This is a genomic window from Streptomyces pyxinicus (assembly GCF_024753135.1).
Taxonomy (GTDB): domain Bacteria; phylum Actinomycetota; class Actinomycetes; order Streptomycetales; family Streptomycetaceae; genus Streptomyces; species Streptomyces pyxinicus.
In genome coordinates, this window is record NZ_JANUGP010000022.1 from 34070 (window position 1) to 53522 (window position 19453).

The 19453-nt window shown below is 74.5% G+C and carries 19 protein-coding genes; 11 read left to right on the forward strand and 8 right to left on the reverse strand.

Features of this window, described 5'->3' with window-relative positions:
- Nucleotides 1–60: 60 nt before the first annotated feature.
- The 5 genes from NX794_RS25025 (at nucleotide 61) to NX794_RS25045 (ending at nucleotide 4657) form a co-directional block, all read left to right on the forward strand.
- On the forward strand, nucleotides 61–1380 hold the full coding sequence (locus NX794_RS25025) for an MFS transporter (protein WP_258781166.1): 1320 nt from the start codon (nucleotides 61–63) through the stop codon (nucleotides 1378–1380).
- 68 nt (nucleotides 1381–1448) lie between these two features.
- Entirely contained in the window at nucleotides 1449–2279 is an 831-nt protein-coding gene (locus NX794_RS25030) for a putative hydro-lyase (protein WP_258781291.1), read from the forward strand.
- Between the two features lie 59 nt (nucleotides 2280–2338).
- Nucleotides 2339–3097 (forward strand): LamB/YcsF family protein, encoded by a 759-nt coding sequence (locus NX794_RS25035; RefSeq protein WP_258781167.1) that lies wholly within the window; start codon nucleotides 2339–2341, stop codon nucleotides 3095–3097.
- Nucleotides 3094–3711 (forward strand): 5-oxoprolinase subunit B family protein, encoded by a 618-nt coding sequence (locus NX794_RS25040; protein WP_258781169.1) that lies wholly within the window; start codon nucleotides 3094–3096, stop codon nucleotides 3709–3711. The genes NX794_RS25035 and NX794_RS25040 overlap by 4 nt, the downstream gene beginning before the upstream one ends.
- A gap of 76 nt (nucleotides 3712–3787) precedes the next feature.
- Nucleotides 3788–4657, forward strand: a complete 870-nt coding sequence (locus NX794_RS25045; RefSeq protein ID WP_258781170.1) for a 5-oxoprolinase subunit C family protein — start codon at nucleotides 3788–3790, stop codon at nucleotides 4655–4657.
- Here the strand turns inward: NX794_RS25045 and NX794_RS25050 are convergent.
- From NX794_RS25050 to NX794_RS25070, 5 genes are all read right to left on the reverse strand, one after another.
- Complete coding sequence (locus NX794_RS25050; RefSeq protein WP_258781172.1) at nucleotides 4558–5502, reverse strand: SGNH/GDSL hydrolase family protein; 945 nt, start codon at nucleotides 5500–5502, stop codon at nucleotides 4558–4560. The genes NX794_RS25045 and NX794_RS25050 overlap by 100 nt on opposite strands.
- A complete protein-coding gene (locus NX794_RS25055; RefSeq protein ID WP_258781174.1) occupies nucleotides 5499–6674 on the reverse strand; it encodes a glycosyltransferase in 1176 nt (391 codons plus the stop codon). The genes NX794_RS25050 and NX794_RS25055 overlap by 4 nt, the downstream gene beginning before the upstream one ends.
- Entirely contained in the window at nucleotides 6671–7798 is a 1128-nt protein-coding gene (locus NX794_RS25060) for a glycosyltransferase family 4 protein (RefSeq protein WP_258781175.1), read from the reverse strand. The genes NX794_RS25055 and NX794_RS25060 overlap by 4 nt, the downstream gene beginning before the upstream one ends.
- Before the next feature lie 226 nt (nucleotides 7799–8024).
- Complete coding sequence (locus tag NX794_RS25065) at nucleotides 8025–9443, reverse strand: HEAT repeat domain-containing protein (protein ID WP_258781176.1); 1419 nt, start codon at nucleotides 9441–9443, stop codon at nucleotides 8025–8027.
- 301 nt (nucleotides 9444–9744) lie between these two features.
- Nucleotides 9745–10137, reverse strand: coding sequence for an ankyrin repeat domain-containing protein (locus NX794_RS25070; protein WP_258781177.1), 393 nt, complete (start codon nucleotides 10135–10137; stop codon nucleotides 9745–9747).
- 319 nt (nucleotides 10138–10456) lie between these two features.
- On the opposite strand from NX794_RS25070, the gene NX794_RS25075 reads away from it, so the two are divergent.
- A complete protein-coding gene (locus NX794_RS25075; protein ID WP_258781179.1) occupies nucleotides 10457–10651 on the forward strand; it encodes a hypothetical protein in 195 nt (64 codons plus the stop codon).
- 40 nt (nucleotides 10652–10691) lie between these two features.
- Nucleotides 10692–12323, forward strand: coding sequence for a hypothetical protein (locus NX794_RS25080; protein ID WP_258781180.1), 1632 nt, complete (start codon nucleotides 10692–10694; stop codon nucleotides 12321–12323).
- A gap of 93 nt (nucleotides 12324–12416) precedes the next feature.
- Here NX794_RS25080 and NX794_RS25085 read toward each other — a convergent pair whose 3' ends face one another.
- Complete coding sequence (locus NX794_RS25085; RefSeq protein WP_258781181.1) at nucleotides 12417–13925, reverse strand: SCO1417 family PLP biosynthesis transcription factor; 1509 nt, start codon at nucleotides 13923–13925, stop codon at nucleotides 12417–12419.
- A gap of 102 nt (nucleotides 13926–14027) precedes the next feature.
- Here NX794_RS25085 and yczE point away from each other — a divergent pair, with 102 nt between their 5' ends.
- From yczE to NX794_RS25105, 4 genes are all read left to right on the forward strand, one after another.
- Complete coding sequence (yczE, locus tag NX794_RS25090; protein ID WP_258781182.1) at nucleotides 14028–14681, forward strand: membrane protein YczE; 654 nt, start codon at nucleotides 14028–14030, stop codon at nucleotides 14679–14681.
- Nucleotides 14678–15454 (forward strand): glycerophosphodiester phosphodiesterase family protein, encoded by a 777-nt coding sequence (locus NX794_RS25095; RefSeq protein WP_258781183.1) that lies wholly within the window; start codon nucleotides 14678–14680, stop codon nucleotides 15452–15454. Before yczE ends, NX794_RS25095 begins: the two co-directional genes overlap by 4 nt.
- A 55-nt stretch (nucleotides 15455–15509) precedes the next feature.
- Nucleotides 15510–16856: an MFS transporter gene (locus NX794_RS25100; RefSeq protein ID WP_258781184.1), complete on the forward strand. Its 1347-nt coding sequence runs from the start codon at nucleotides 15510–15512 to the stop codon at nucleotides 16854–16856.
- Nucleotides 16857–17134: 278 nt separating this feature from the next.
- Nucleotides 17135–17509, forward strand: coding sequence for an RNA polymerase-binding protein RbpA (locus NX794_RS25105; RefSeq protein WP_003977404.1), 375 nt, complete (start codon nucleotides 17135–17137; stop codon nucleotides 17507–17509).
- Nucleotides 17510–17638: 129 nt separating this feature from the next.
- Here NX794_RS25105 and fxsA read toward each other — a convergent pair whose 3' ends face one another.
- Both fxsA and NX794_RS25115 read right to left on the reverse strand, forming a co-directional pair.
- Entirely contained in the window at nucleotides 17639–18193 is a 555-nt protein-coding gene (gene fxsA / locus NX794_RS25110; RefSeq protein WP_258781188.1) for an FxsA family membrane protein, read from the reverse strand.
- A 62-nt stretch (nucleotides 18194–18255) separates the two neighbouring features.
- The gene (locus NX794_RS25115; protein ID WP_258781189.1) at nucleotides 18256–19050 is read right to left on the reverse strand and encodes a polyprenol monophosphomannose synthase; all 795 of its coding nucleotides are present in this window, start codon (nucleotides 19048–19050) and stop codon (nucleotides 18256–18258) included.
- Between the last annotated feature and the right edge of the window lie 403 nt (nucleotides 19051–19453).

Genomic DNA, 19453 nt, shown 5'->3' on the forward strand with positions numbered 1-19453 from the left:
CTACGGTGCTCGGCACGGCTCACTTCCCGCACCCTCCGTCCCCCTTCCTGCGAGGTGCCCATGAGCACGACCCCGCCATCCGAATCGGCTCCCACCGGACTACGACAGGCCCCCGGGGAACTCCCGGCCCACGACGGCGCGTTCGGCTGGCTGCGCGCCCTCGGCCCGCGCGGCCGGCACGCCTTCGCCGGTGCTTTCGGCGGCTATGCCCTGGATTCCTACGACTACTTCACGCTGCCGCTGAGCATGGTGGCGCTCTCCGCGTACTTCGGGCTGGACAGCGGCCAGACCGGTCTGTTCACCACCGTCACGCTGGTGGTCTCCGCGATCGGCGGCGCCGTGGCGGGCGTGGTCGCGGACCGGGTGGGCCGGGTCCGGGCCCTGATGATCACGGTGATCACCTACGCGGTGTTCACCGTGGCCTGCGGTTTCGCGCCCGACTACGAGACGCTGCTGGTCTTCCGCGCGCTCCAGGGGCTCGGCTTCGGCGGCGAGTGGGCGGTCGGCGCGATCCTGGTCGCCGAGTACGCGAGCGCCCGGCACCGGGGGCGCACGCTCGGCGCGGTCCAGAGTTCCTGGGCGGTGGGCTGGGCACTGGCGGCGGTCGTCTACACGCTGGTCTTCTCCTTCGTCGGCGCCGACCTGGCCTGGCGGGTGATGTTCTGGACCGGCGCGCTGCCCGCGCTGCTGGTGGTGTGGCTGCGCCGCCGTGTGCACGACGCCCCCGCCGCGGTCGCGGCCCGGGAACAGGACCCGGCGCGCGGCTCGTTCGCGGCGATCTTCCGGCCGGGCCGGGCCGGTGCCCCGGGGCTGCTGCGCACCACGGTCTTCGCGGGCCTGCTCTCCACCGGTGTCCAGGGCGGCTACTACACGCTGGCCACCTGGGTGCCGACCTATCTGAAGTCGGAGCGCGGCCTGTCCGTCGTCGGCACCGGCGGCTACCTCACGTTCCTGATCTCCGGCGCGTTCCTCGGCTATCTGACCGGCGGCCACCTCTCGGACCGGCTCGGCCGGCGCGCCAACATCTGGCTGTTCGCGCTGCTGTCGGCGGTCTGTGTGCTGGCGTACGCGAACATCCCGCAGGGCGCCGACACCCTGCTGCTGGTGCTCGGTTTCCCGCTCGGATTCTGCATGTCGGCGATCTTCAGCGGCTTCGGCTCGTATCTGAGCGAGCTGTACCCGACGGCGGTGCGCGGCACCGGGCAGGGCTTCACGTACAACACCGGCCGCGCGGTCGGCGCCGTCTTCCCGACCCTGGTGGGCTTCCTGGCGGACAGCTGGGGCGTGGGCGGCGCGCTGGTCTTCGGGGCGATCGGCTACGGCCTCGCGGCACTCGCGCTGCTCGGGCTGCCGGAGACCCGCGGGAAGGAGCTGACGTGACGCGGACGCCCCGTACCGAGGACATGCCGCCCCGTACCGAGGACCGGACGCGCCGGACCGCGGACCTGATGCCCCGTACCGAGGACCGGCCGGTCACCGCGATCGACGCACGCGCGCACGCGTGGAGCCCGAAAACGGCGCGGGCCCGCTTCCGGGACGGTCTCGCCGGGCCCACGGCCGGTGTGGCCGCGGGCCACACCCAGGCCAACCTGGTCGCGGTCCCCGCCGACTGGGCCTACGACATGCTGCTGTTCTGCCAGCGCAACCCGAAGCCGTGCCCGGTGCTGGACGTCACCGACGCCGGCGCCACGTCGACCGTGCTCGCCGACGGCGCCGACCTCCGTACCGACCTGCCCCGCTACCGGGTCTGGCGGGACGGCGAGCTGGTCGACGAGCCCGCGGACGCGCGGGCGTACTGGCGCGCGGACCTGGTGTCGTTCCTGCTCGGGTGCAGCTTCACCTTCGAGTGGGCGCCGGCCCGCGCGGGTGTGCCGATCCGGCACGTCGAGCAGGGCCGCAACGTGCCGATGTACGCGACCGGCCGGGCGTGCCGGTCCGCGGGCCGGCTGCGCGGTCCGATGGTGGTGTCCATGCGCCCGGTGCCGCCCGAGCACCTGCGGGCCGCGATCCGGGAGAGCGGCCTGCTGCCGGCCGTGCACGGCGGCCCCGTGCACTGCGGCGATCCGGCGGCCCTCGGCATCGCGGACCTGGACCGGCCCGACTTCGGCGATCCGGTGGCCCTCGAAGACGGGGACATCCCGGTGTTCTGGGCCTGCGGGGTGACGCCGCAGGCGGCCGTCATGGCCTCCAGGCCGCCGGTCGCCCTCACCCACGCGCCGGGCCGGATGTTCCTGACCGACGCCCGTGACGAGCAGTACCGGCTGGTCGGCATCGACTGAGCGCCGCATCGCCGGACCCGACGAACGAACCACACCAAAACCGCATCCATGGGAGCGCCATGACCGCGATCGATCTGAACGCCGACCTCGGCGAGGGCTTCGGCCGCTGGCGGCTGACCGACGACGAACAGCTGCTGTCCGTGGTGACCAGCGCCAACGTGGCCTGCGGGTTCCACGCCGGGGACGCGGCCACCATGCGCCGGGTGTGCGACCTGGCCGCCGAGCGCGGGGTGACGGTCGGCGCCCAGGTCTCCTACCGGGACCTCGCCGGGTTCGGGCGCCGCCCGATGGACGTGCCGCCCGGCGAGCTGGCCGCCGAAGTGGCGTACCAGATCGGCGCGTTGGAGGTGTTCGCGCGGGCCGCCGGGGCGCGGGTGGCGTACGTCAAGCCGCACGGGGCGCTCTACAACCGGGTGGTGCGCGACGAGGAGCAGGCGGGCGCGGTGATCGAGGGTGTGCGTCTCGCGGACGCCTCGCTGCCGGTGCTGGGCCTGCCCGGCTCGCGGCTGCTGGAGCTGGCGGTGAAGGCGGGGCTGCCCGCGGTCCCGGAGGCGTTCGCGGACCGCGCGTACACCGACGCGGGCACACTGGTGCCCCGGGGCCGGGACGGCGCGGTGGTGGCCGACCCGGAGGCCGTCGTGGAGCGTTCGGTGAGCATCGCGCGCTCCGGCACGGTGACCGCGCACTCCGGCGTGCGCATCCAGGTGCGCGCCCGTTCGCTGTGCCTGCACGGTGACACGCCGGGCGCGGTGGAGCTGGCGCGCCGGGTGCGCGAGCGGTTGGCCGCGGCGGGCGTGCGTGTGGCGGCGTTCGCGTGAGGGCGCTCCCCGTCGGCGACGACGCGCTGCTCGTCGAGGTGTCCTCGGGTACGGAGGCGCGGGCCCTGCACGCGGAGTTGGCGCGGCGCCGGGCGGAGGGCTCGCTCGTGGTCCGCGAGATCGTCCCGGCGGCCCGTACGGTCCTGCTGGACGGCCTGGCCGACCCGGCCCGCTGGACCGCCGAACTGACCGGCTCCCGGATCCCGCCGGCGCCGCCCCGCGCGCGTGCCCTGCTCGAACTGCCGGTGCGCTACGACGGTCCGGACCTGGCTGCGGTCGCGGCGCACTGGGGGGTGGCCGAGCGGGAGGTGGCGCGGGTCCACGCGGGCACCGAGTTCACCGTGGCCTTCTGCGGGTTCGCGCCCGGCTTCGGCTACCTCACCGGGCTCCCGGCCCGCTACGACGTCCCGCGCCGGGCCACTCCGCGTACCACCGTCCCGGCCGGCGCGGTCGCCCTGGCGGGCCCCTACACCGGCGTGTATCCGCGATCCTCGCCGGGCGGCTGGCAACTGATCGGCACGACCGACGCCGTGCTGTGGGACCACACCTGGACCCCGGCCGCTCTGCTGTCCCCCGGCACCCGCGTGCGGTTCGTCCCGGCGGAGGACGTGTGAACGGGCCCCGCGCGCGTGCGCGCGGCGACCGGACGACCGGGCACGCGCCGGTACACATCGTTCCCAGGGAGGACGCGTGAGCGACCGCGCGCTTCTCGTCGTGCGCTCCGGGGCGCTCACGACCGTGCAGGACCTCGGCCGGCCCGGCAACGCGCATCTCGGAGTGCCCCGCTCGGGGGCGCTCGATCCGCCGGCGGCGGCGCTCGTGAACCGGCTGGTCGGCAATCCGCCGGGCGCCGCCGTCCTGGAGACCACGCTCAACGGCTGCGCGGTGCGCCCGCGTCGCACGGTGACCGTGGCGGTCGGCGGGGCGCCGGGGCCGGTCACGGTGGGCGGCCGGGCCGCCCCGTGGGGCGCCCCGGTGACGGTGCCGGCCGGTGAGGTGCTGGAGGTGGGGGCGGCGACCGCCGGCGTGCGCGGCTACCTGGCCGTCTCCGGGGGCATCGCCGTCGAGCCGGTCCTCGGCAGCCGTGCCACCGACCTGCTGTCGGGACTCGGCCCGGCCCCCCTCACGGACGGCACGGTGCTGCCGCTCGGGCCGCCCGCCGGGCCGCCCGAGCGCGTGGACGCCGTACCGCAGCCGATGCCCCCGGCCGAACTGGTGCTCCGGGTGACCCTCGGCCCGCGCGCCGACTGGTTCACGCCCGGCGCGGTACGGGACCTCGCCACGCGCGCGTACCGGGTGTCGACGGCGGGCAACCGGATCGGGCTGCGCACCGAGGGGCCCGCCCTGGAGCGGGCCCGGCACGGCGAACTGCCCAGCGAGGGCATGGTCCTCGGCGCCGTACAGGTTCCGCCGGACGGGCGCCCGGTGGTGTTCCTCGCGGACCATCCGACCACCGGGGGCTACCCGGTGATCGCGGTGGTCCGCTCCGCCGACCTCCCCGCCGCCGCGCAGGCGGTCCCCGGCACCCCGGTCCGCTTCGTCCCGGTGGGGCGCCGCTGATCCCCGGGGCCGTCCGGGCCGGCCGCCGGCAGGGCGGCGAGGGCCGCCGCGACCGCCGCCGCCGCGGCGAGGTCGAGACGTCCGGTGGTGCCCCGCGCGTGGTGGCGCAGTTCGCCGGCGGCGAGGCCCAGCAGCTGCGGCAGCAGGTCCCGGCACCGCCGGGCCACCCAGCCGGTGCCCGCGGTGGCGAGCCACCACAGGTTCGCCGCCCGGGTCGGCGCCGGGAACTCCGCGTCGGGCGACGGCGGTTGCCCGGCCGCGCGTCCGGCCCCGGCGAGCAGGGCGTGGAAGCGGAGGGCGAGCTGCCGGTGGCCGCGCTCGCCGGGGTGCAGCCGGTCGGCGCTCCACAGGTCCCGGTCGGCGACCCACTCGCCGTCCGAGGCGTGCAGATGGAGGGCGCCGTACCGGTCGGACAGCGTGTGGACGACGGTGTTGACCGCCCGTTGCCGGCGGGCCAGCGGGCGGGCCAGCGCCCCCGGCAGCCCCAGCATCGCGCCCGGGTCGGGCAGGCAGGCGGTGAGCAGGACGGCGCCCCGGCCGGTGAGGGCCGCGTAGGCGTGGTCGAGGGCGGCGGCCACGGCGTGGATGTCGAAGGTGTGGCGCAGGGTGTCGTTGACGCCGACGACCACCGAGACCAGGTCGGGTTCGCGCGCGAGGGCGGCCGGGAGCTGCCGTTCGAGCACGTCACGGGTCTGGGCGCCGCTGACCGCGAGGTTGGTGAACTCGGTGCCGTCGCCGAGGCAGGGCGCGAGCAGGGCGGCCCAGCCGCGCCGGCCGCCCGCCGCGGCGTCGCCCACGCCCTCGGTCAGCGAGTCCCCGAGGGCGACGAAGCGGACGGGTCTCATGCCACTCCCTCCGCGATCCCGGGGCGGGCGTCGGCACGGCGCAGTACGGGGGCGTCGTGGGCGGCCAGGAACGCCTCCACGGCCGTTCCCCAGCCGAAGCACTCGGCACGCGCGCGTGCCGCCTCGCGCCGTTCGGGCTCACGGCGTTCCAGGAGGGCTTCCACGGCGTCCGCGAAGGCCTCCCCGTGACCGGCGGCACTCGTCCCGGCGGACCCGATCACCTCGGGCAGCGCGGAGGCGGCGCTGGCCACCACGGGCGTGCCGCAGGCCATGGCCTCCAGGGCGGCGAGCCCGAAGGTCTCGGCGGGGCCGGGGGCGAGGCAGACGTCGGCAGACGCCTGGAGCGCGCCGAGCACGGCCCGCTCGGCGACGTGCCCGAGGAAGGTCACCGGCAGTCCGCGGTCGCGGGCCCGCTGCTCCAGCCGGGCCCGCAGCGGACCGTCCCCGGCGACCACGAGCACCGCCCGCCGGCCGCGCCGCCGCAGTGCCTCCAGGGCGTCCAGGGCCGTGCCGGGGCGCTTCTCCACGGACAGCCGGGAGCACAGCACGAGCAGCGCCTCGTCCCCGCGCGCGTGCCGGGCGCGCAGCCCCGGGTCGCGCAGCGCGGGGTGGCGTTCCGTCAGGTCCACCCCCAGGGGGGCGCGTACGACGTTGCGGGCGCCGATGCGCACGAACTCGCGCTCGGCGTACTCGGTGGTGCACACCACCCGCGAGTAGACGTGCGCGGTACGGGTGTTGAGGGCGTCGGCGGCGCGCCGCGACAGGTGCTCCGGCAGCCCCCAGGTGCGCAGCACGCCGTCGGCGGTCTCGTGGGAGACCATCACGGCGGGCACCCGCGCCCGGCGGGCCCAGCGGCCGGTCCAGCGCAGGGTGGTGCGGTCGGACACCTCCAGACGGTCGGGGGCGAGGTCCTCCAGGAGGGCGGCCACCCGCCGTTTGTCGGTGAGGACGCGGTAGCCGCCGGTGCCGGGCAGCAGCGGTCCCGGCAGGGTGACGACCCGGCCCTGTTCGGTCTCGCGGTCGGTGTGGCGGTCGCCGGGCACGATCAGCACCGGTTCGTGGCCGGCCGCGCGGAAGCCCCGGCCGAGTTCGCGCAGGGCGGTGCGCAGGCCGCCGGAGGCCGGGGCGACGAAGTTGGCGAGGCGGACGATGCGCAGGGGCCGGCCGGTCATGCCGCCACCGCCGTCCTGCGGGCGGCGAGGACGTCGTCGTAGTGGGCGAGGAGCTGGTCCCCGACGGCGGCCCAGGTGCGGCCCTCGACCATGGCGCGGGCGGCGCCGCCGTACGCGGCGCGGCGTCCGGGGTCGGCGGCGAGCGTCCGGACGGCGTCCCGCAGGGCGGTGGCGTCGCGCGGGGGCACGAGCAGTCCGGTGCGGCCGTGCGCCACCAGGTCGAGCGGTCCGCCGGCCGCCGGGGCCACCACCGGGACGCCACTGGCCATGGCCTCCTGGACGGTCTGGCAGAACGTCTCGAAGGGGCCGGTGTGCGCGAACACGTCCAGCGAGGCGAAGATCCGGGCGAGTTCGTCCCCGGTACGGCGGCCGAGGAAGACCGCGCCGGGCAGGGCCTCGGTCAGCTGGGCGCGGCTGGGTCCGTCGCCGACGACCACGACCTTGACGCCCGCCAGGCCGCAGGCGCCGGCGAGCAGTTCGACGTGCTTCTCGGGGGCGAGCCGGCCGACGTAGCCGACGATCAGCTCGCCGCCCGGGGCCAGTTCGCGGCGCAGGGCCGCGTCCCGGTGTCCTGGCCGGAAACGTACGGTGTCCACGCCGCGCGGCCACAGCCGTACCCGGGGCACCCCGTGCGCCTCCAGGTCCCGGAGCGCGGCGCTGGAGGGGGCCAGGGTGCGGTCGGCGGTGGCGTGCACGGAGCGGATCCGCCGCCAGGCGGCCGTCTCTCCGGCGCCCATGTAGGTGCGGGCGTAGCCGGCCAGGTCGGTCTGGTAGACGGCGACGGCGGGGAGGCCGAGGCGGGCGGCGGCGGCCATGCCGCGGACGCCGAGGACGAAGGGGCTGGCGAGGTGGACCAGGTCGGCGCGGTGCTCGGTGAGCGCGGCGGCCAGGCGCCGGCTGGGCAGCGCGACGCGCACCTGGGGGTAGCCGGGCAGGGGCAGGGAGGGGACGTGGACGACCGGGCACGGGGCGTCCGGGTCCGGCGCGGTGCCGGGCGCGGGGGCCGGCGAGACGACGAGCGGGCGGTGACCGCGATCTACGAGGTGCCGGGCGGTCTGGAGCGCGCAGTGGGCCACGCCGTTCACATCGGGGGGAAAGGATTCGGTCACGATGACGACACGCATAGGGGTGTTGTCGCCGCGCTGGACGTGGCCGCGTCAACTTCGATCTTTCCGCGCGGGAAACGTCCCGTGAGCGTTGCCCCGCACACCCGAGCGGGCCAGACGGCGGTCATGGCCGCCTGACCCGCGGGTCACCGGGCGTTCATCCGGCGGGCGGTGGTCCGCCCGTGCCGGGGACGCGAGCGGGGTCAGGCGGCGGTGATCCGCCCGTGCGGGGAACGCGAGCGGGTCAGCCGGCGGCGAGGTCCGGTCCGAAGCGGCTGCGTACGGCGGTCTGCACGTCGTCCTCCTCGGCCGGGTCGGCGGCCAGGCGGCGCAGGCGCTCCACGACCCGGGTGTCACCGGTCTCGGCGTGCCGGGCGGCGAGTTCGCGGGTGCTCTCCTCGCAGTCCCACAGGCATTCGACGGCGAACCCGGTGGCGAAGGAGGGGTCGGTGGCGGCCAGCGCGCGGGCGGCGCGGCCCCGCAGATGGGAGGAGGCCGTCTCGCGGTAGACGTGGCGCAGCACGGGGGCCGCGCAGACGATGCCGAGGCGTCCGGCGCCGTCGACGAGGGTCCACAGGGTGGGCGCGTCGGGGCCCTCACCGCGTACGGCCTCGCGGAGGGCGCCGAGGACGAGGTCGCTGTCCCGGGTGCCGCCGCGGCAGGCGAGCATGCGTCCGGCGGCGGCGCCGAGCGCGTCGGGGCGCTGGGCCCAGCGGCGCGCGCGGTCGATGGCGGCGACGCTGCGCATCCGCTCGAAGGCGTCCACGGCGGCCTCCACGACGGGTGCCGTGCCGTCACCGACGGCGGCCTCGATCAGGTCGAGGGTGTCGGGGTCGGCGCTGTCGGCGAGATAGCGCAGGGCGGTGCAGCGGGCGCCGTCGGTGCCCGCCCGGGCCGCCGCGAGGATCTCGGGGCGGTCCTCGGGACCGGCCACGGCGACCAGACAGCGGGCGGCGGGCACATGCAGCGCGGCGCCACGCTCCAGGCCCTGCTGGGCCCACTCGAACACGGCGGCCACGCTCCAGCCGGGGCGCGGACCGGTGGGCCGCAGTTGCCGCTGCCAGCGGTCGAAACAGCCGGCCTCCTGGGCGGTACGCACGCGTGTGCCGACCGATTCCCGGGAATCCTCGGCCCACAGCCGCCAGGGCCGGGGCTCGAAGGCGTCGCGTACGGCGACGGCCAGTTCCGCCTCGCCCTCGGGGTCGGCGGAGAAACGGGCCAGGACGGGGGCGGCGAGGGCGCGCAGGCCCGCGTCGTCGTCCCGCAGGGCCAGCTCGTCCAGGGCCCAGGCCCAGTTGGAGCCCTGGGCGGCGTACCGGCGCAGCAGGTCCAGCGCGTCCCGCCTGCCGTAGGAGGCGAGGTGGCCGAGGACGGCGAGGGCGAGGCCGGTACGGGACTCGTCGGTGTCGAGGACGTCCTCGGAGTCGAACAGATGCGCCTCGACGGCGTCCAGCTCGCCGCTCAGGTCGAGGTAGAGCCGGGCGTAGTAGAGCGAGCGGTTCTCCAGCTGCCAGTCGTGGCGGGGGTCGCGCAGAACACAGTGGTTCAGGGCCGCGAGCGCTTCGGGGCGCGGGGCGGTGAGCGCGTGCAGCGTGCCGTCGCCACGGCCGCGCTGGAGCAGCCCGAGCAGCGTACCGCTGGGCGCTATGACCGGATCGAACATGGGAAACAGCCTCACATCAAGCGTCGACGCAACCGGGGAACACGCATTACCTGGCCGCGTGACACAACGTCGGAGCGCCCGCCGTCTCTTGCTTGCTGTAGACCATTTCTCTCTGCCTCTCGTCTGTGGCCCTCGCGGACCGCATCACGGCCCGCGCGGTGCGGCAACACCTGCCCAGCCATCGCGTCCGTGAATCACGACGTCATGATGACTCGCGGGTTTCTCCTGCCGCGACCGTATTTCCGGCGGCCCTGTACCGCCTCCCCCGTTTTCCGTGTAGTGCCTGGTCAGAGCGCCCGGCTCAGTGGGCGCCGAAGAGTTCCAGCAATTCCGTCCTGCCGAACATCCGGGCCGTGTCGACCGCGGACGGCGTGCCCGCGGAAGGGTCGGCTCCGCCCTCCAGGAGGGCCTTGATGACGTCCGTCTCGCCCTTGAAGACGGCTCCCGCGAGCGGGGTCTGGCCCCGGTCGTTGATCCGGTCGCCCTCGGCGCCGCGCGCGAGCAGCGCGCGCACCGCGTCGGCGTGACCGTGGTAGGCGGCGAGCATCACCAGACTGTCGCCGCGGTCGTTGGTGAGGTTGGCCGGCACACCCGCGTCCACGTACGCCACGAGCGCCTCGGTCCGGCCCGTGCGGGCCAGGTCGAAGATCTTGGTGGCCAGCTCCACGACCTCGGGGTCGGGGGCTTCACTCATCGGCCGGACCGCCTCTCCTGGGGACTTCGGTGACGTGTGGGAGCGTACGGCAGCCGGTGCGACGCGACCGTACGGGTGAATCGCCAGCGTACTGGCTTCCGCGGCACATGACCGGTTGTGCCCGAGGTAAAGATCAGCGACAGACCGCGCCGGAGGCGACGAACCCGGTCAACCAGGTCGCCACGACTCCACCGAAGCTCCGCCGAGTGGGGGAAAAGTCCCGCATTTCACCCGGTTGCACCTTTAATCGTATGGATACATCCTGTGATCCTGGAAGAACTCACGGTGACTGTCCCCTCTCGACACCAGGAGACCCGAAATGATCCTCTCCCTGTCCGGCGTCCTGCTGCTCGGCATCATCGTCTTCCTCTTCTTCCGCAAGGACGGACTCAAGGGCTCACACGCGTGCACCTCGGCGCTGTTCGGCTTCTACCTGGCCAGCACGGGCATCGCGCCGAGCATCAAGGCCGGCGGGGAGAGCCTGGCGAGCCTGCTCGGCGGCATCAAGTTCTGATCCGGCCCGACATTCCCGCACGCACCCACAGGAGACAGCAGTGGCCCGGCGCCCTCTCCCCCGCATTCTGAGCAAAGACAGCGCGCAGATCGCCCGGACGCAGCTCGCCCGGAGCCGGGAGCTGGCCCGGACGGCGGCCGACAGCGCCACCGACGTCCTCCACCCGCTGATCACGGTGTCGCGCGGACTGCGCCGGCTGGCCGCAGCCGGCCGGCGCAGATGGGCGGACACGCCCAAGGACAAGCGGGGGCCGCTGCTGTTCCTGCTGGCCTCCCTGTTTTTGGTCGTGGCCCTGGTGCCGTACGGGCCGCTGCTCGCCGTCGTCTCGGTGATGGCGGCGGCGGCCTGGCACGGCCGCGACCGCACCCCGCCGGCGCCCGAGGGTCCCGACGAGGCCCAGACCGAGCGGCTCCAGGCGCTGTACGAGGCCCTGGTGCCGTACTTCGCCGGCCCTGACGACCCGGCGCCGCTGTACGCGCACGGCGGGGAGTGGGAGAAGGCCTTCACAGCCCACGAGTTCGAGGACGGCGGCCGGGTGGGTCACCTGGTGATCCGCTACCCCGCCTACTTCCCGGACGGCGACCCGGAAGCCCGCGCGCGGGTCGAGCAGCTGCTCACCGTCAAGGCCGGGCGCGGCCGGGAGTACCACTTCGCGTGGGACGAGGAGGGCAACCAGCTCACCGTCGCCGTGCTCGCCCCGCTGCCCTCGGACCTCGCCGCGCAGCCCTTCGTCACCGGGCCCGGCGAGACCGTCCTCGGCTTCACCGACCCCAGCGAGGTGCAGCGCACGCTCCCCCTCTCCTACGGGGAAGAACAGGTCGACATCCCGCCGGTCGTCTGGCGCACCGGCATCCGCTCGACCGAGCCGCACCTGCTGGCCATGGGGCATCCCGGCAGCGGCATCTCCACGCTGCTGCGCTCCATCGCCCTGCAGGCCCTGCGCCACGGCGACGTCCTGATCGTCGACGGCGGCGGCACCGGCGAGTACGCCTGCCTGACCGGCCGGGACGGCGTCCTGGCCGTGGAGTGCGCCCTGCCCGGGGCGCTGGCCAGCCTGGAGTGGGCCGCCCAGGAGACCGAGCGGCGGCTCATCTCGATCAACCTGGCGCGGCAGGCGGGCGATCCGCCACCGGAGGACACCCGGCGTCCGCTGTGGATCCTGGTGGACCGGCCGAGCGTGTTCGCGCACCTCGCGATGACGGACGGCCGCCGGGACCCGCAGACCCTGCTCCAGGTGCCCCTGCGGCACGGGCGCGCGGCGAACGTGACGGTCGTCGTCGCCGAGCAGTTCGACAGCGCGGAGGCGCTGGGTGACGCGGTACGGCAGCACACGCGCGCGCGTGTCGTCCTCGGCACCGCCGCGCCCCGGCAGGTGGAGACGGTCCTCGGGGTACCGCCGCACACGACCCAGCCGGCCCACGTGCCACCGGGCCGCGGCTTCGCCCGCCTGGGCACGGGCCCGGTGCACCGCCTCCAGGTCCCCCGCACACCCGACCCCTACGACGACGCCACGAGCGACACCGATCGCCAGGCGGTACTCGACCTCCTGCCTCCACGCGGCACGGCACTTGAGCCCGCGCCGGCACCGACGGAGGCTCTGCCGACGGACCTGACGAAGCCGCCCGCCGACACGGCACCGCTGCCGGCGGAGGCCGTGGCGGCGGAGGGCTGAGAAGGCGTGGGCATCGAGCCGACCGACGTGCGCGCCCCGGGCCCCGGTGGACGAACGCCGACGGCACTCGGCTGAGCCCCGGCGGAACAGCGGCTACGCCACGAACGTGCGCGGTGACTCCGTGGCGCTCGTGGCGCCGGTGGTCACCAGGTGGGCCGCGGCCGCCAGACGGGAGACCGCCTCGTCGGCGACGGCTCCGCCGACCGTGAAGGGCAGCCGTACATAGCCCTCGAAGGCGCCGTCGACGCCGAAGCGGGGGCCGGAGGGGACGCGGACGCCGGTCCGCTCCCCCGCCTCCGCGAGGCGAGAGCCGGAGAGGCCGCCGGCGCGGACCCACAGGGTCAGACCGCCGCGCGGCACCTCGAACTCCCAGTCGGGCAGGTCCCGGCGCAGGGCCGCCACCAGGGCGTCCCGGTTCTCCCGGGCCTGCTCCCGGCGCAGTTCCACCGCCCGCGCCCAGCCCCCGGTGCTGAACAGCCAGTTGACGGCGAGCTGTTCCAGCACCGGTGTGCCCAGGTCGGCGTAGGCACGCGCGGCGACCAGGCTCCGGATGACGTCCGGCGCCGCCCGTACCCAGCCGATCCGCATCCCCGCCCAGAACGCCTTGCTGGCCGAGCCGACCGTGATCACCGTGGAGCCCGCCGGGTCGAAGCCGCACACCGGCCGGGGCATGCCGCCGGCCGCGAACTCGTCGTCCAGCCAGAGTTCGGTCATCGTCTCGTCGGCGACGAGCACCGTGCCGGCCGAGCGCGCCGCGTCCACCAGCCGGCGGCGCTGGTCGTCGTCGGCGAGCGCGCCGGTCGGATTGTGGAAGTCGGCGACGACGTAGGCGAGTCGGGGGGCGGCCTCGCGCAGCACCTGGCGCCACCGGTCCAGATCCCAGCCGCCCAGGCCCTCGGCCATCGCGACGGGGACGAGCCGGGCGCCGGCCGCCCGCATGAGCTGGAGGATGTTGGCGTAGGACGGCGACTCCACGGCGATCCGCTCGCCCCGGCCCGCGAAGAGGTGGCAGATCGCGTCGATGGCACCCATCGCGCCGGTGGTCACCATGATCTGCTCGGGCATCGTGGGGATCCCGCGCGCGGTGTAGCGCTCGGCGATCATCGAGCGCAGCGCGGGCAGCCCCGCCGGATAGTCGCCGTGCGTGTGGGCGTACGGCGGCAGTTCCTCCAGCGCGCCTTGTACGGCGCGGGTGAGCCACGGCTCGGGGGCCGGCAGCGAGGCGCAGCCCAGGTCGATCACCGAGCCCAGCGCCTCGGGGGGCAGCGGTTCCAGGCCACGCGCGGGCAGCGGGTTGCCCGCCGGTACGGCCGTCCAACTGCCCGCGCCGCGCCGGGACTCCAGGAAGCCCTCGGCACGCAGCGCCTCGTAGGCCGCCGCGACGGTGGTGCGGCTCACGGTGAGGGCCAGGGCGAGTTCGCGCTCGGCGGGGAGCCGGGCCGCCACCGGGACGCGTCCTTCGAGCACGAGCAGCCGGATGCCGTCCGCGAGGGCGCGGTAGGCGGGCGGGCGGCGGGTGCCGGGGCCGGCGGGCCGGTCCTGCTGGGAGGTGAGCAGCCGTGCGAGCTGAGCGGCACCCACCGCCGAGGTCCACTGCGCCATGAAGATCAGTCCACCTTCCCCGGATTGGCCATGGATGGCATGTCGTCCCGAGCCACAGAGTGTCATGTGTCAGGCCACCGCCACCACCCAGGGGGGTATCTCGTGTCCAGTCAGGGCCATCCAGGACGACGTCTGATCCAGCTCTACGCCGGGCTGGTCCTGTACGGCGCCAGTTCCGCGCTGCTCGTGCGGGCGGGCCTGGGCACGGAGCCCTGGAACGTGCTGCATCAGGGCCTGGCGCGGCGCACCGGGCTGACCATCGGCACGGTGTCCATCCTCGTGGGCGCGGCGGTGCTGCTGCTGTGGATCCCGCTGCGCCAGCGCCCCGGCCTCGGCACGGTCTCCAACGTCTTCGTGCTCGGCCTGGCCATGGACGGCACCCTCGCGCTCGTCCCGGACGTCCGTTCCCTCGCCGTACGGGTGCCGCTGCTGGCCGCCGGGATCGTGCTGAACGGCGCGGCGACCGGTCTGTACATCGCGGCGAGCTTCGGACCGGGCCCGCGGGACGGCCTGATGACGGGCCTGCACCGGCGCACCGGCCGCTCGATCCGGCTGACGCGCACGGTGGTCGAGGTGGCGGTGGTGGTGACCGGGTTCCTGCTGGGCGGCACGGTGGGGATCGGCACCGTGCTGTACGCGGTGTCCATCGGACCCCTGGCACAGCGCTTCCTGCGGGTGTTCGCCGTGCCGGCGGCACCGGCGGGCAGCACGGCCGTTGCCGGGGCGACACCGGCAGGGGCGATACTGCGTCCGTGAGCCTCACGACACCGTCCCAGCGCCACCCGTACCTCGACCATCCGGGCCCCCTCGCCTTCGCCCACCGGGGCGGGGCCGCCGACGGCCTGGAGAACACCGCGGCGCAGTTCCGGCGCGCGGTCGAGCTGGGCTACCGGTACATCGAGACCGACGTGCACGCCACGGCCGACGGCCGGCTCGTCGCCTTCCACGACGCGACCCTGGACCGGGTCACCGACGGCGCCGGCCGGATAGCCGACCTCCGCTGGGAGGAGGTCCGGCAGGCGCGCGTGGGCGGGCGGGAACCGGTGCCGCTGTTCGAGGAGTTGCTGGAGACCTTCCCCGAGGTCCGCTGGAACATCGACGTCAAGGCGGAGCCCGCGCTGCGCCCGCTGCTCGGTCTGGTCGAGCGGACGAACGCGTGGGACCGGGTCTGCGTGGGCTCCTTCTCCGAGGCGCGGGTGCTGCGCGCCCAGCGGCTGGCCGGGCCGCGGCTGGCCACGTCCTTCGGCACGCGCGGGGTGCTCGGCCTGCGGCTGCGCTCCTGGGGACTGCCCGCCGCGGTGCGCCGCTCCGCGGTCGCGGCACAGGTGCCCGAGGCGCAGTCGGGCGTGCCGGTGGTCGACCACCGCTTCGTCCGCGCCGCCCACGCGCGCGGGCTCCAGGTGCACGTGTGGACGGTCAACGAGGCGGAGCGGATGCACCGGCTCCTGGACCTGGGCGTGGATGGCATCATGACCGATCACATCGACACGTTGCGCGAGGTCATGGAGGACCGCGGCGTCTGGGTCTGAGCGCCCGGCCGCCCCGGCCGCGCCTTCGCGGGACAGCACGGAAGCGAGGGCACGGGTGGGGACCGACACCGTGCGGACACGGGCCGCGGACGACTCCGCGGACCTGCGGCGCGAGCAGCGCGGCTGGTACTTCTACGACTGGGCGTGCTCCGTCTACTCGACGAGCGTCCTGACGGTGTTCCTCGGCCCCTACCTGACCTCGGTCGCCGAGAGCGCCGCGGACGCGGACGGCTACGTCCACCCGCTGGGCGTCCCGGTGCGGGCCGGCTCCTTCTTCGCCTACTCGGTGTCCCTGTCGGTGCTCCTCGCGGTCGTCGTGATGCCCCTGGTGGGCGGCGTGGCCGACCGTACGGGCCGCAGGAAGCCGCTGCTCGCGGCGGCGGCGTACACCGGGGCCGCCGCGACGACCGGGATGTTCTTCCTGGACGGCGACCGGTACCTGCTCGGCGGGGTGCTGCTGCTGGTGGCGAACGCGGCGCAGTCCGTCGCGATGATGCTCTACAACTCCTACCTGCCGCAGATCGCCCCGCCCGAGCAGCGGGACGCGGTCTCCTCCCGGGGCTGGGCCTTCGGCTACGCGGCGGGCTCCCTGGTCCTGGTGGCCGACCTGGTCCTGTACTCGGCGCACGACTCCTTCGGCCTGTCCGAGACGGCCGCCGTGCGGATCTGCCTGGCCTCGGCGGGCCTGTGGTGGGGCGCCTTCACGCTCGTACCGCTGCGCCGGCTGCGGGACCGCCGCGCGCGCGGGGAGCACGCTACGGCGCCCGGGCTGCGGCAGTTGGCGGCGACCGTGCGGGACATGCGCCGGCATCCGCTGACGCTCGCCTTCCTGCTGGCGTACCTGGTCTACAACGACGGCATCCAGACGGTGATCTCCCAGGCCTCGGTCTACGGCTCGGAGGAACTCGGACTGGGGCAGTCCACGCTGATCGGTGCCGTCCTGCTGGTGCAGGTGCTCGCGGTGGCGGGGGCGCTGGCGATGGGGCGGCTGGCGCGCGTCCACGGGGCCAAGCGGACGATTCTCGGCTCGCTGGTGGCGTGGACGGTCACGCTGGCCGCGGGCTACTTCCTGCCGGCGAGGGCGCCGGTGTGGTTCTTCGTGCTGGCCGCCGGGATCGGGCTGGTGCTGGGCGGCAGCCAGGCGCTGTCCCGGTCGCTGTTCTCCCATCTGGTGCCGCCGGGCAAGGAGGCCGAGTACTTCTCGGCGTACGAGCTGAGCGACCGCGGGATGAGCTGGCTCGGCCCGCTGCTGTTCGGCGTGACCTACCAGCTGACCGGAAGCTACCGCTCCGCGATCGTCTCGCTGGTGGCCTTCTTCGTCCTCGGTTTCGTCCTGCTGGCGCGGGTGCCGGTACGGCGTGCGATCGGCCAGGCGGGTAACCCGGTACCCGAAAGGATCTAGACCCGATTTAGCGTTCCACAAGAAAGGGCGGTAGTGTACGCGTTTGGCCTGTCAGGCGTACCGTTACTGCGCGTCAAAGATGCCGAAACGCTGGGTGACATCTGCTAGCAGATGTGACAAACCGGGCGCCTGTGGGTAGAACAAGGGGCGGCTACGACGGCGACGCATGACCCGGAACGAGACCCGGAACGGGAATCTTTACCGCCGACCGGACGTTGACCGGATGACGACGACAGCGACACCTGTCCTGTGGGCGACAAGCCCGGGAGGCACGATTCATGAGTGAGCGAGCTCTTCGCGGTACGCGCCTCGTGGTGACCAGCTACGAGACGGACCGCGGTATCGACCTGGCCCCGCGCCAGGCCGTGGAGTACGCATGCGAGAAGGGCCATCGTTTCGAGATGCCCTTCTCGGTCGAGGCGGAGATTCCGCCGGAGTGGGAGTGCAAGGTCTGCGGGGCCCAGGCACTCCTCGTCGACGGCGACGGCCCTGAGGAGAAGAAGGCCAAGCCCGCGCGTACCCATTGGGACATGCTGATGGAGCGGCGCACCCGTGAGGAGCTCGAAGAGGTCCTTGAGGAGCGCCTGGCGGTTCTGCGCTCGGGGGCGATGAACATCGCGGTTCACCCCCGCGACAGCCGCAAGTCCGCTTAGCCCCCGCAGGGGCTGGGCGGCAGAACAGCACAAGCGACAGAAGCGGGCGCCGTACGTGATCCCACGTACGGCGCCCGCTTTCTCGTGTGTCCGCTCACGCGCGGAGGTCCACCCCCGCGCGCGGTCCGCTCAGCGCGTCAGCGGCGGCCGTCGCTCCCCCGGCTCGGGGCGCTCCTCCCGGATGACCTCGCCCCGCACCACCTTGCCGTCGGGGCGGTGCATGCGGGCCTGCTGGAAGGCGTCGCCCAGGGTGCCCGGGGCGGCCTTGCGCAGCCGCTTCTCCAGGGCGCTCTCGGTGGAGCGGCTCACGGCCCGCTGCACCGGCGGGAGCAGCAGGAGCAGGCCGGCCGCGTCGGAGAGCAGGCCGGGGATCATGAGCAGCAGGCCGCCGAGCATCATCAGGCCGTTGCCACCGCCGCGCTCGGGCGACCCGCCGCGCTGCAACGCCTCGTTCAGGTTCCGGAAGGCGCGCCGGCCCGCCCGCTTGATCACCACCGAGCCGGCCACGAGCCCGGCCACGATCAGCAGGAACACGGTGAGGCCGCCCGCCGCGCCCGCGACCACCGTCAGCAGCCAGATCTCCAGCACCAGCCACAGGGCGGCGCCCAGGGGCAGATACCTGCGCAGCCGGGAGCGCCGGGGCCGGGCGGCGGAAGGAGAGGTCGTCGGAGCGCCAGTCGTCATACTCTCAGTGTGCCTGGGCGCGGCTCAGCGCGGGATAAGGGAGGTATGGACCAGCCGGCCGGTCAGGCCTGCTGACCCTTTCCGGTGATCTTGCCGACGCGCTCGCCGACGCCCCAGGCGGTGACCCGCCACAGCGCCTCGACGAGGATGTCCTTGCTCATCTTCGAGTCGCCGAGTTCGCGCTCCACGAAGGTGATCGGCACCTCGACCACGTGATAGCCGGCCTTGACCGCGCGGCGGGCCAGGTCGACCTGGAAGCAGTAGCCCTGCGAGGAGACCTCCTCCAGGCCCAGGCCCTCCAGGGTCTCGCGGCGGAAGGCGCGGAAGCCGCCGGTGATGTCGCGCAGCGGCAGGTCCAGGGCGAGGCGGGAGTAGAGGCTGCCGCCGCGGGAGATGAACTCGCGGGACTTGGGCCAGTTCACCACCCGGCCGCCGGGCACCCAGCGGGAGCCGAGCACCAGGTCGGCGCCCTTGAGGGCGGTGAGCAGCCGGGGCAGTTCCTCGGGCTGGTGGGAGCCGTCGGCGTCCATCTCGATCAGCACGCCGTAGCCGTGCTCCAGGCCCCAGCGGAAGCCCGCGAGGTAGGCGGCGCCGAGGCCCTCCTTGCCCTTGCGGTGCAGCACCTGGACGTGGTCGTCGGCGGCGGCCAGTTCGTCGGCGAGCTTGCCGGTGCCGTCGGGGCTGTTGTCGTCCGCGACGAGGACGTGCGCCTCGGGAACGGCCTCGCGCACCCGGCCCACGATGGTCTTGATGTTCTCGGCCTCGTTGTAGGTCGGGATGATCACCAAGGCCGTGCCGAGCGGACCGAACCGCCTTGCCCCGGCCTCCGCCGCGAGCGTCCCGTCGCCGTCGTTCACTGCTGCCCCTTCGTGTCGTACGCAGGATCCACCATAGTGGCCGCGGCCTGCGTCGACGTGCCGACTCGTCCTTGTCGTGGTGTCGATTCCGCAAGAGCGGGGTAAGAACACCTGTTTCGGTACCTGTGTGCCGCTGCGGATGGGGGCCCGGCGCCCTTCGGGCCGACCTGGGACCCGCTGGCTGCGGGTCTACCGAAAGCCGTTGTCTACTGAGCGTCCGGGCCCCACCCGGGTCACACCTTGCCGACCGGCCGGAGCGTTCCCCCGTCGGCGCGGACGCTGAGCCTGGCTCCCAGTGACGGTGCCCCGGTGCGGCACACCGTCCCTGACCCAGCGGCGCTGCGACGAGTTGCGCGAACACTCCCCGGTCGGGCGTCCCGGTGGTGGACTCGGCCGAACCTAC

Coding starts and splice junctions, on each gene's coding strand:
- NX794_RS25025 (WP_258781166.1), top strand. CDS start 61: ATGAGCACGACCCCGCCATCCGAATCGGCTCCCACCGGACTACGACAG.
- NX794_RS25030 (WP_258781291.1), top strand. CDS start 1,449: ATGCCCCGTACCGAGGACCGGCCGGTCACCGCGATCGACGCACGCGCG.
- NX794_RS25035 (WP_258781167.1), top strand. CDS start 2,339: ATGACCGCGATCGATCTGAACGCCGACCTCGGCGAGGGCTTCGGCCGC.
- NX794_RS25050 (WP_258781172.1), bottom strand. CDS start 5,502: ATGAGACCCGTCCGCTTCGTCGCCCTCGGGGACTCGCTGACCGAGGGC.
- NX794_RS25055 (WP_258781174.1), bottom strand. CDS start 6,674: ATGACCGGCCGGCCCCTGCGCATCGTCCGCCTCGCCAACTTCGTCGCC.
- NX794_RS25060 (WP_258781175.1), bottom strand. CDS start 7,798: ATGCGTGTCGTCATCGTGACCGAATCCTTTCCCCCCGATGTGAACGGC.
- NX794_RS25065 (WP_258781176.1), bottom strand. CDS start 9,443: ATGTTCGATCCGGTCATAGCGCCCAGCGGTACGCTGCTCGGGCTGCTC.
- NX794_RS25070 (WP_258781177.1), bottom strand. CDS start 10,137: ATGAGTGAAGCCCCCGACCCCGAGGTCGTGGAGCTGGCCACCAAGATC.
- NX794_RS25075 (WP_258781179.1), top strand. CDS start 10,457: ATGATCCTCTCCCTGTCCGGCGTCCTGCTGCTCGGCATCATCGTCTTC.
- NX794_RS25085 (WP_258781181.1), bottom strand. CDS start 13,925: ATGGCGCAGTGGACCTCGGCGGTGGGTGCCGCTCAGCTCGCACGGCTG.
- NX794_RS25105 (WP_003977404.1), top strand. CDS start 17,135: ATGAGTGAGCGAGCTCTTCGCGGTACGCGCCTCGTGGTGACCAGCTAC.
- fxsA (WP_258781188.1), bottom strand. CDS start 18,193: ATGACGACTGGCGCTCCGACGACCTCTCCTTCCGCCGCCCGGCCCCGG.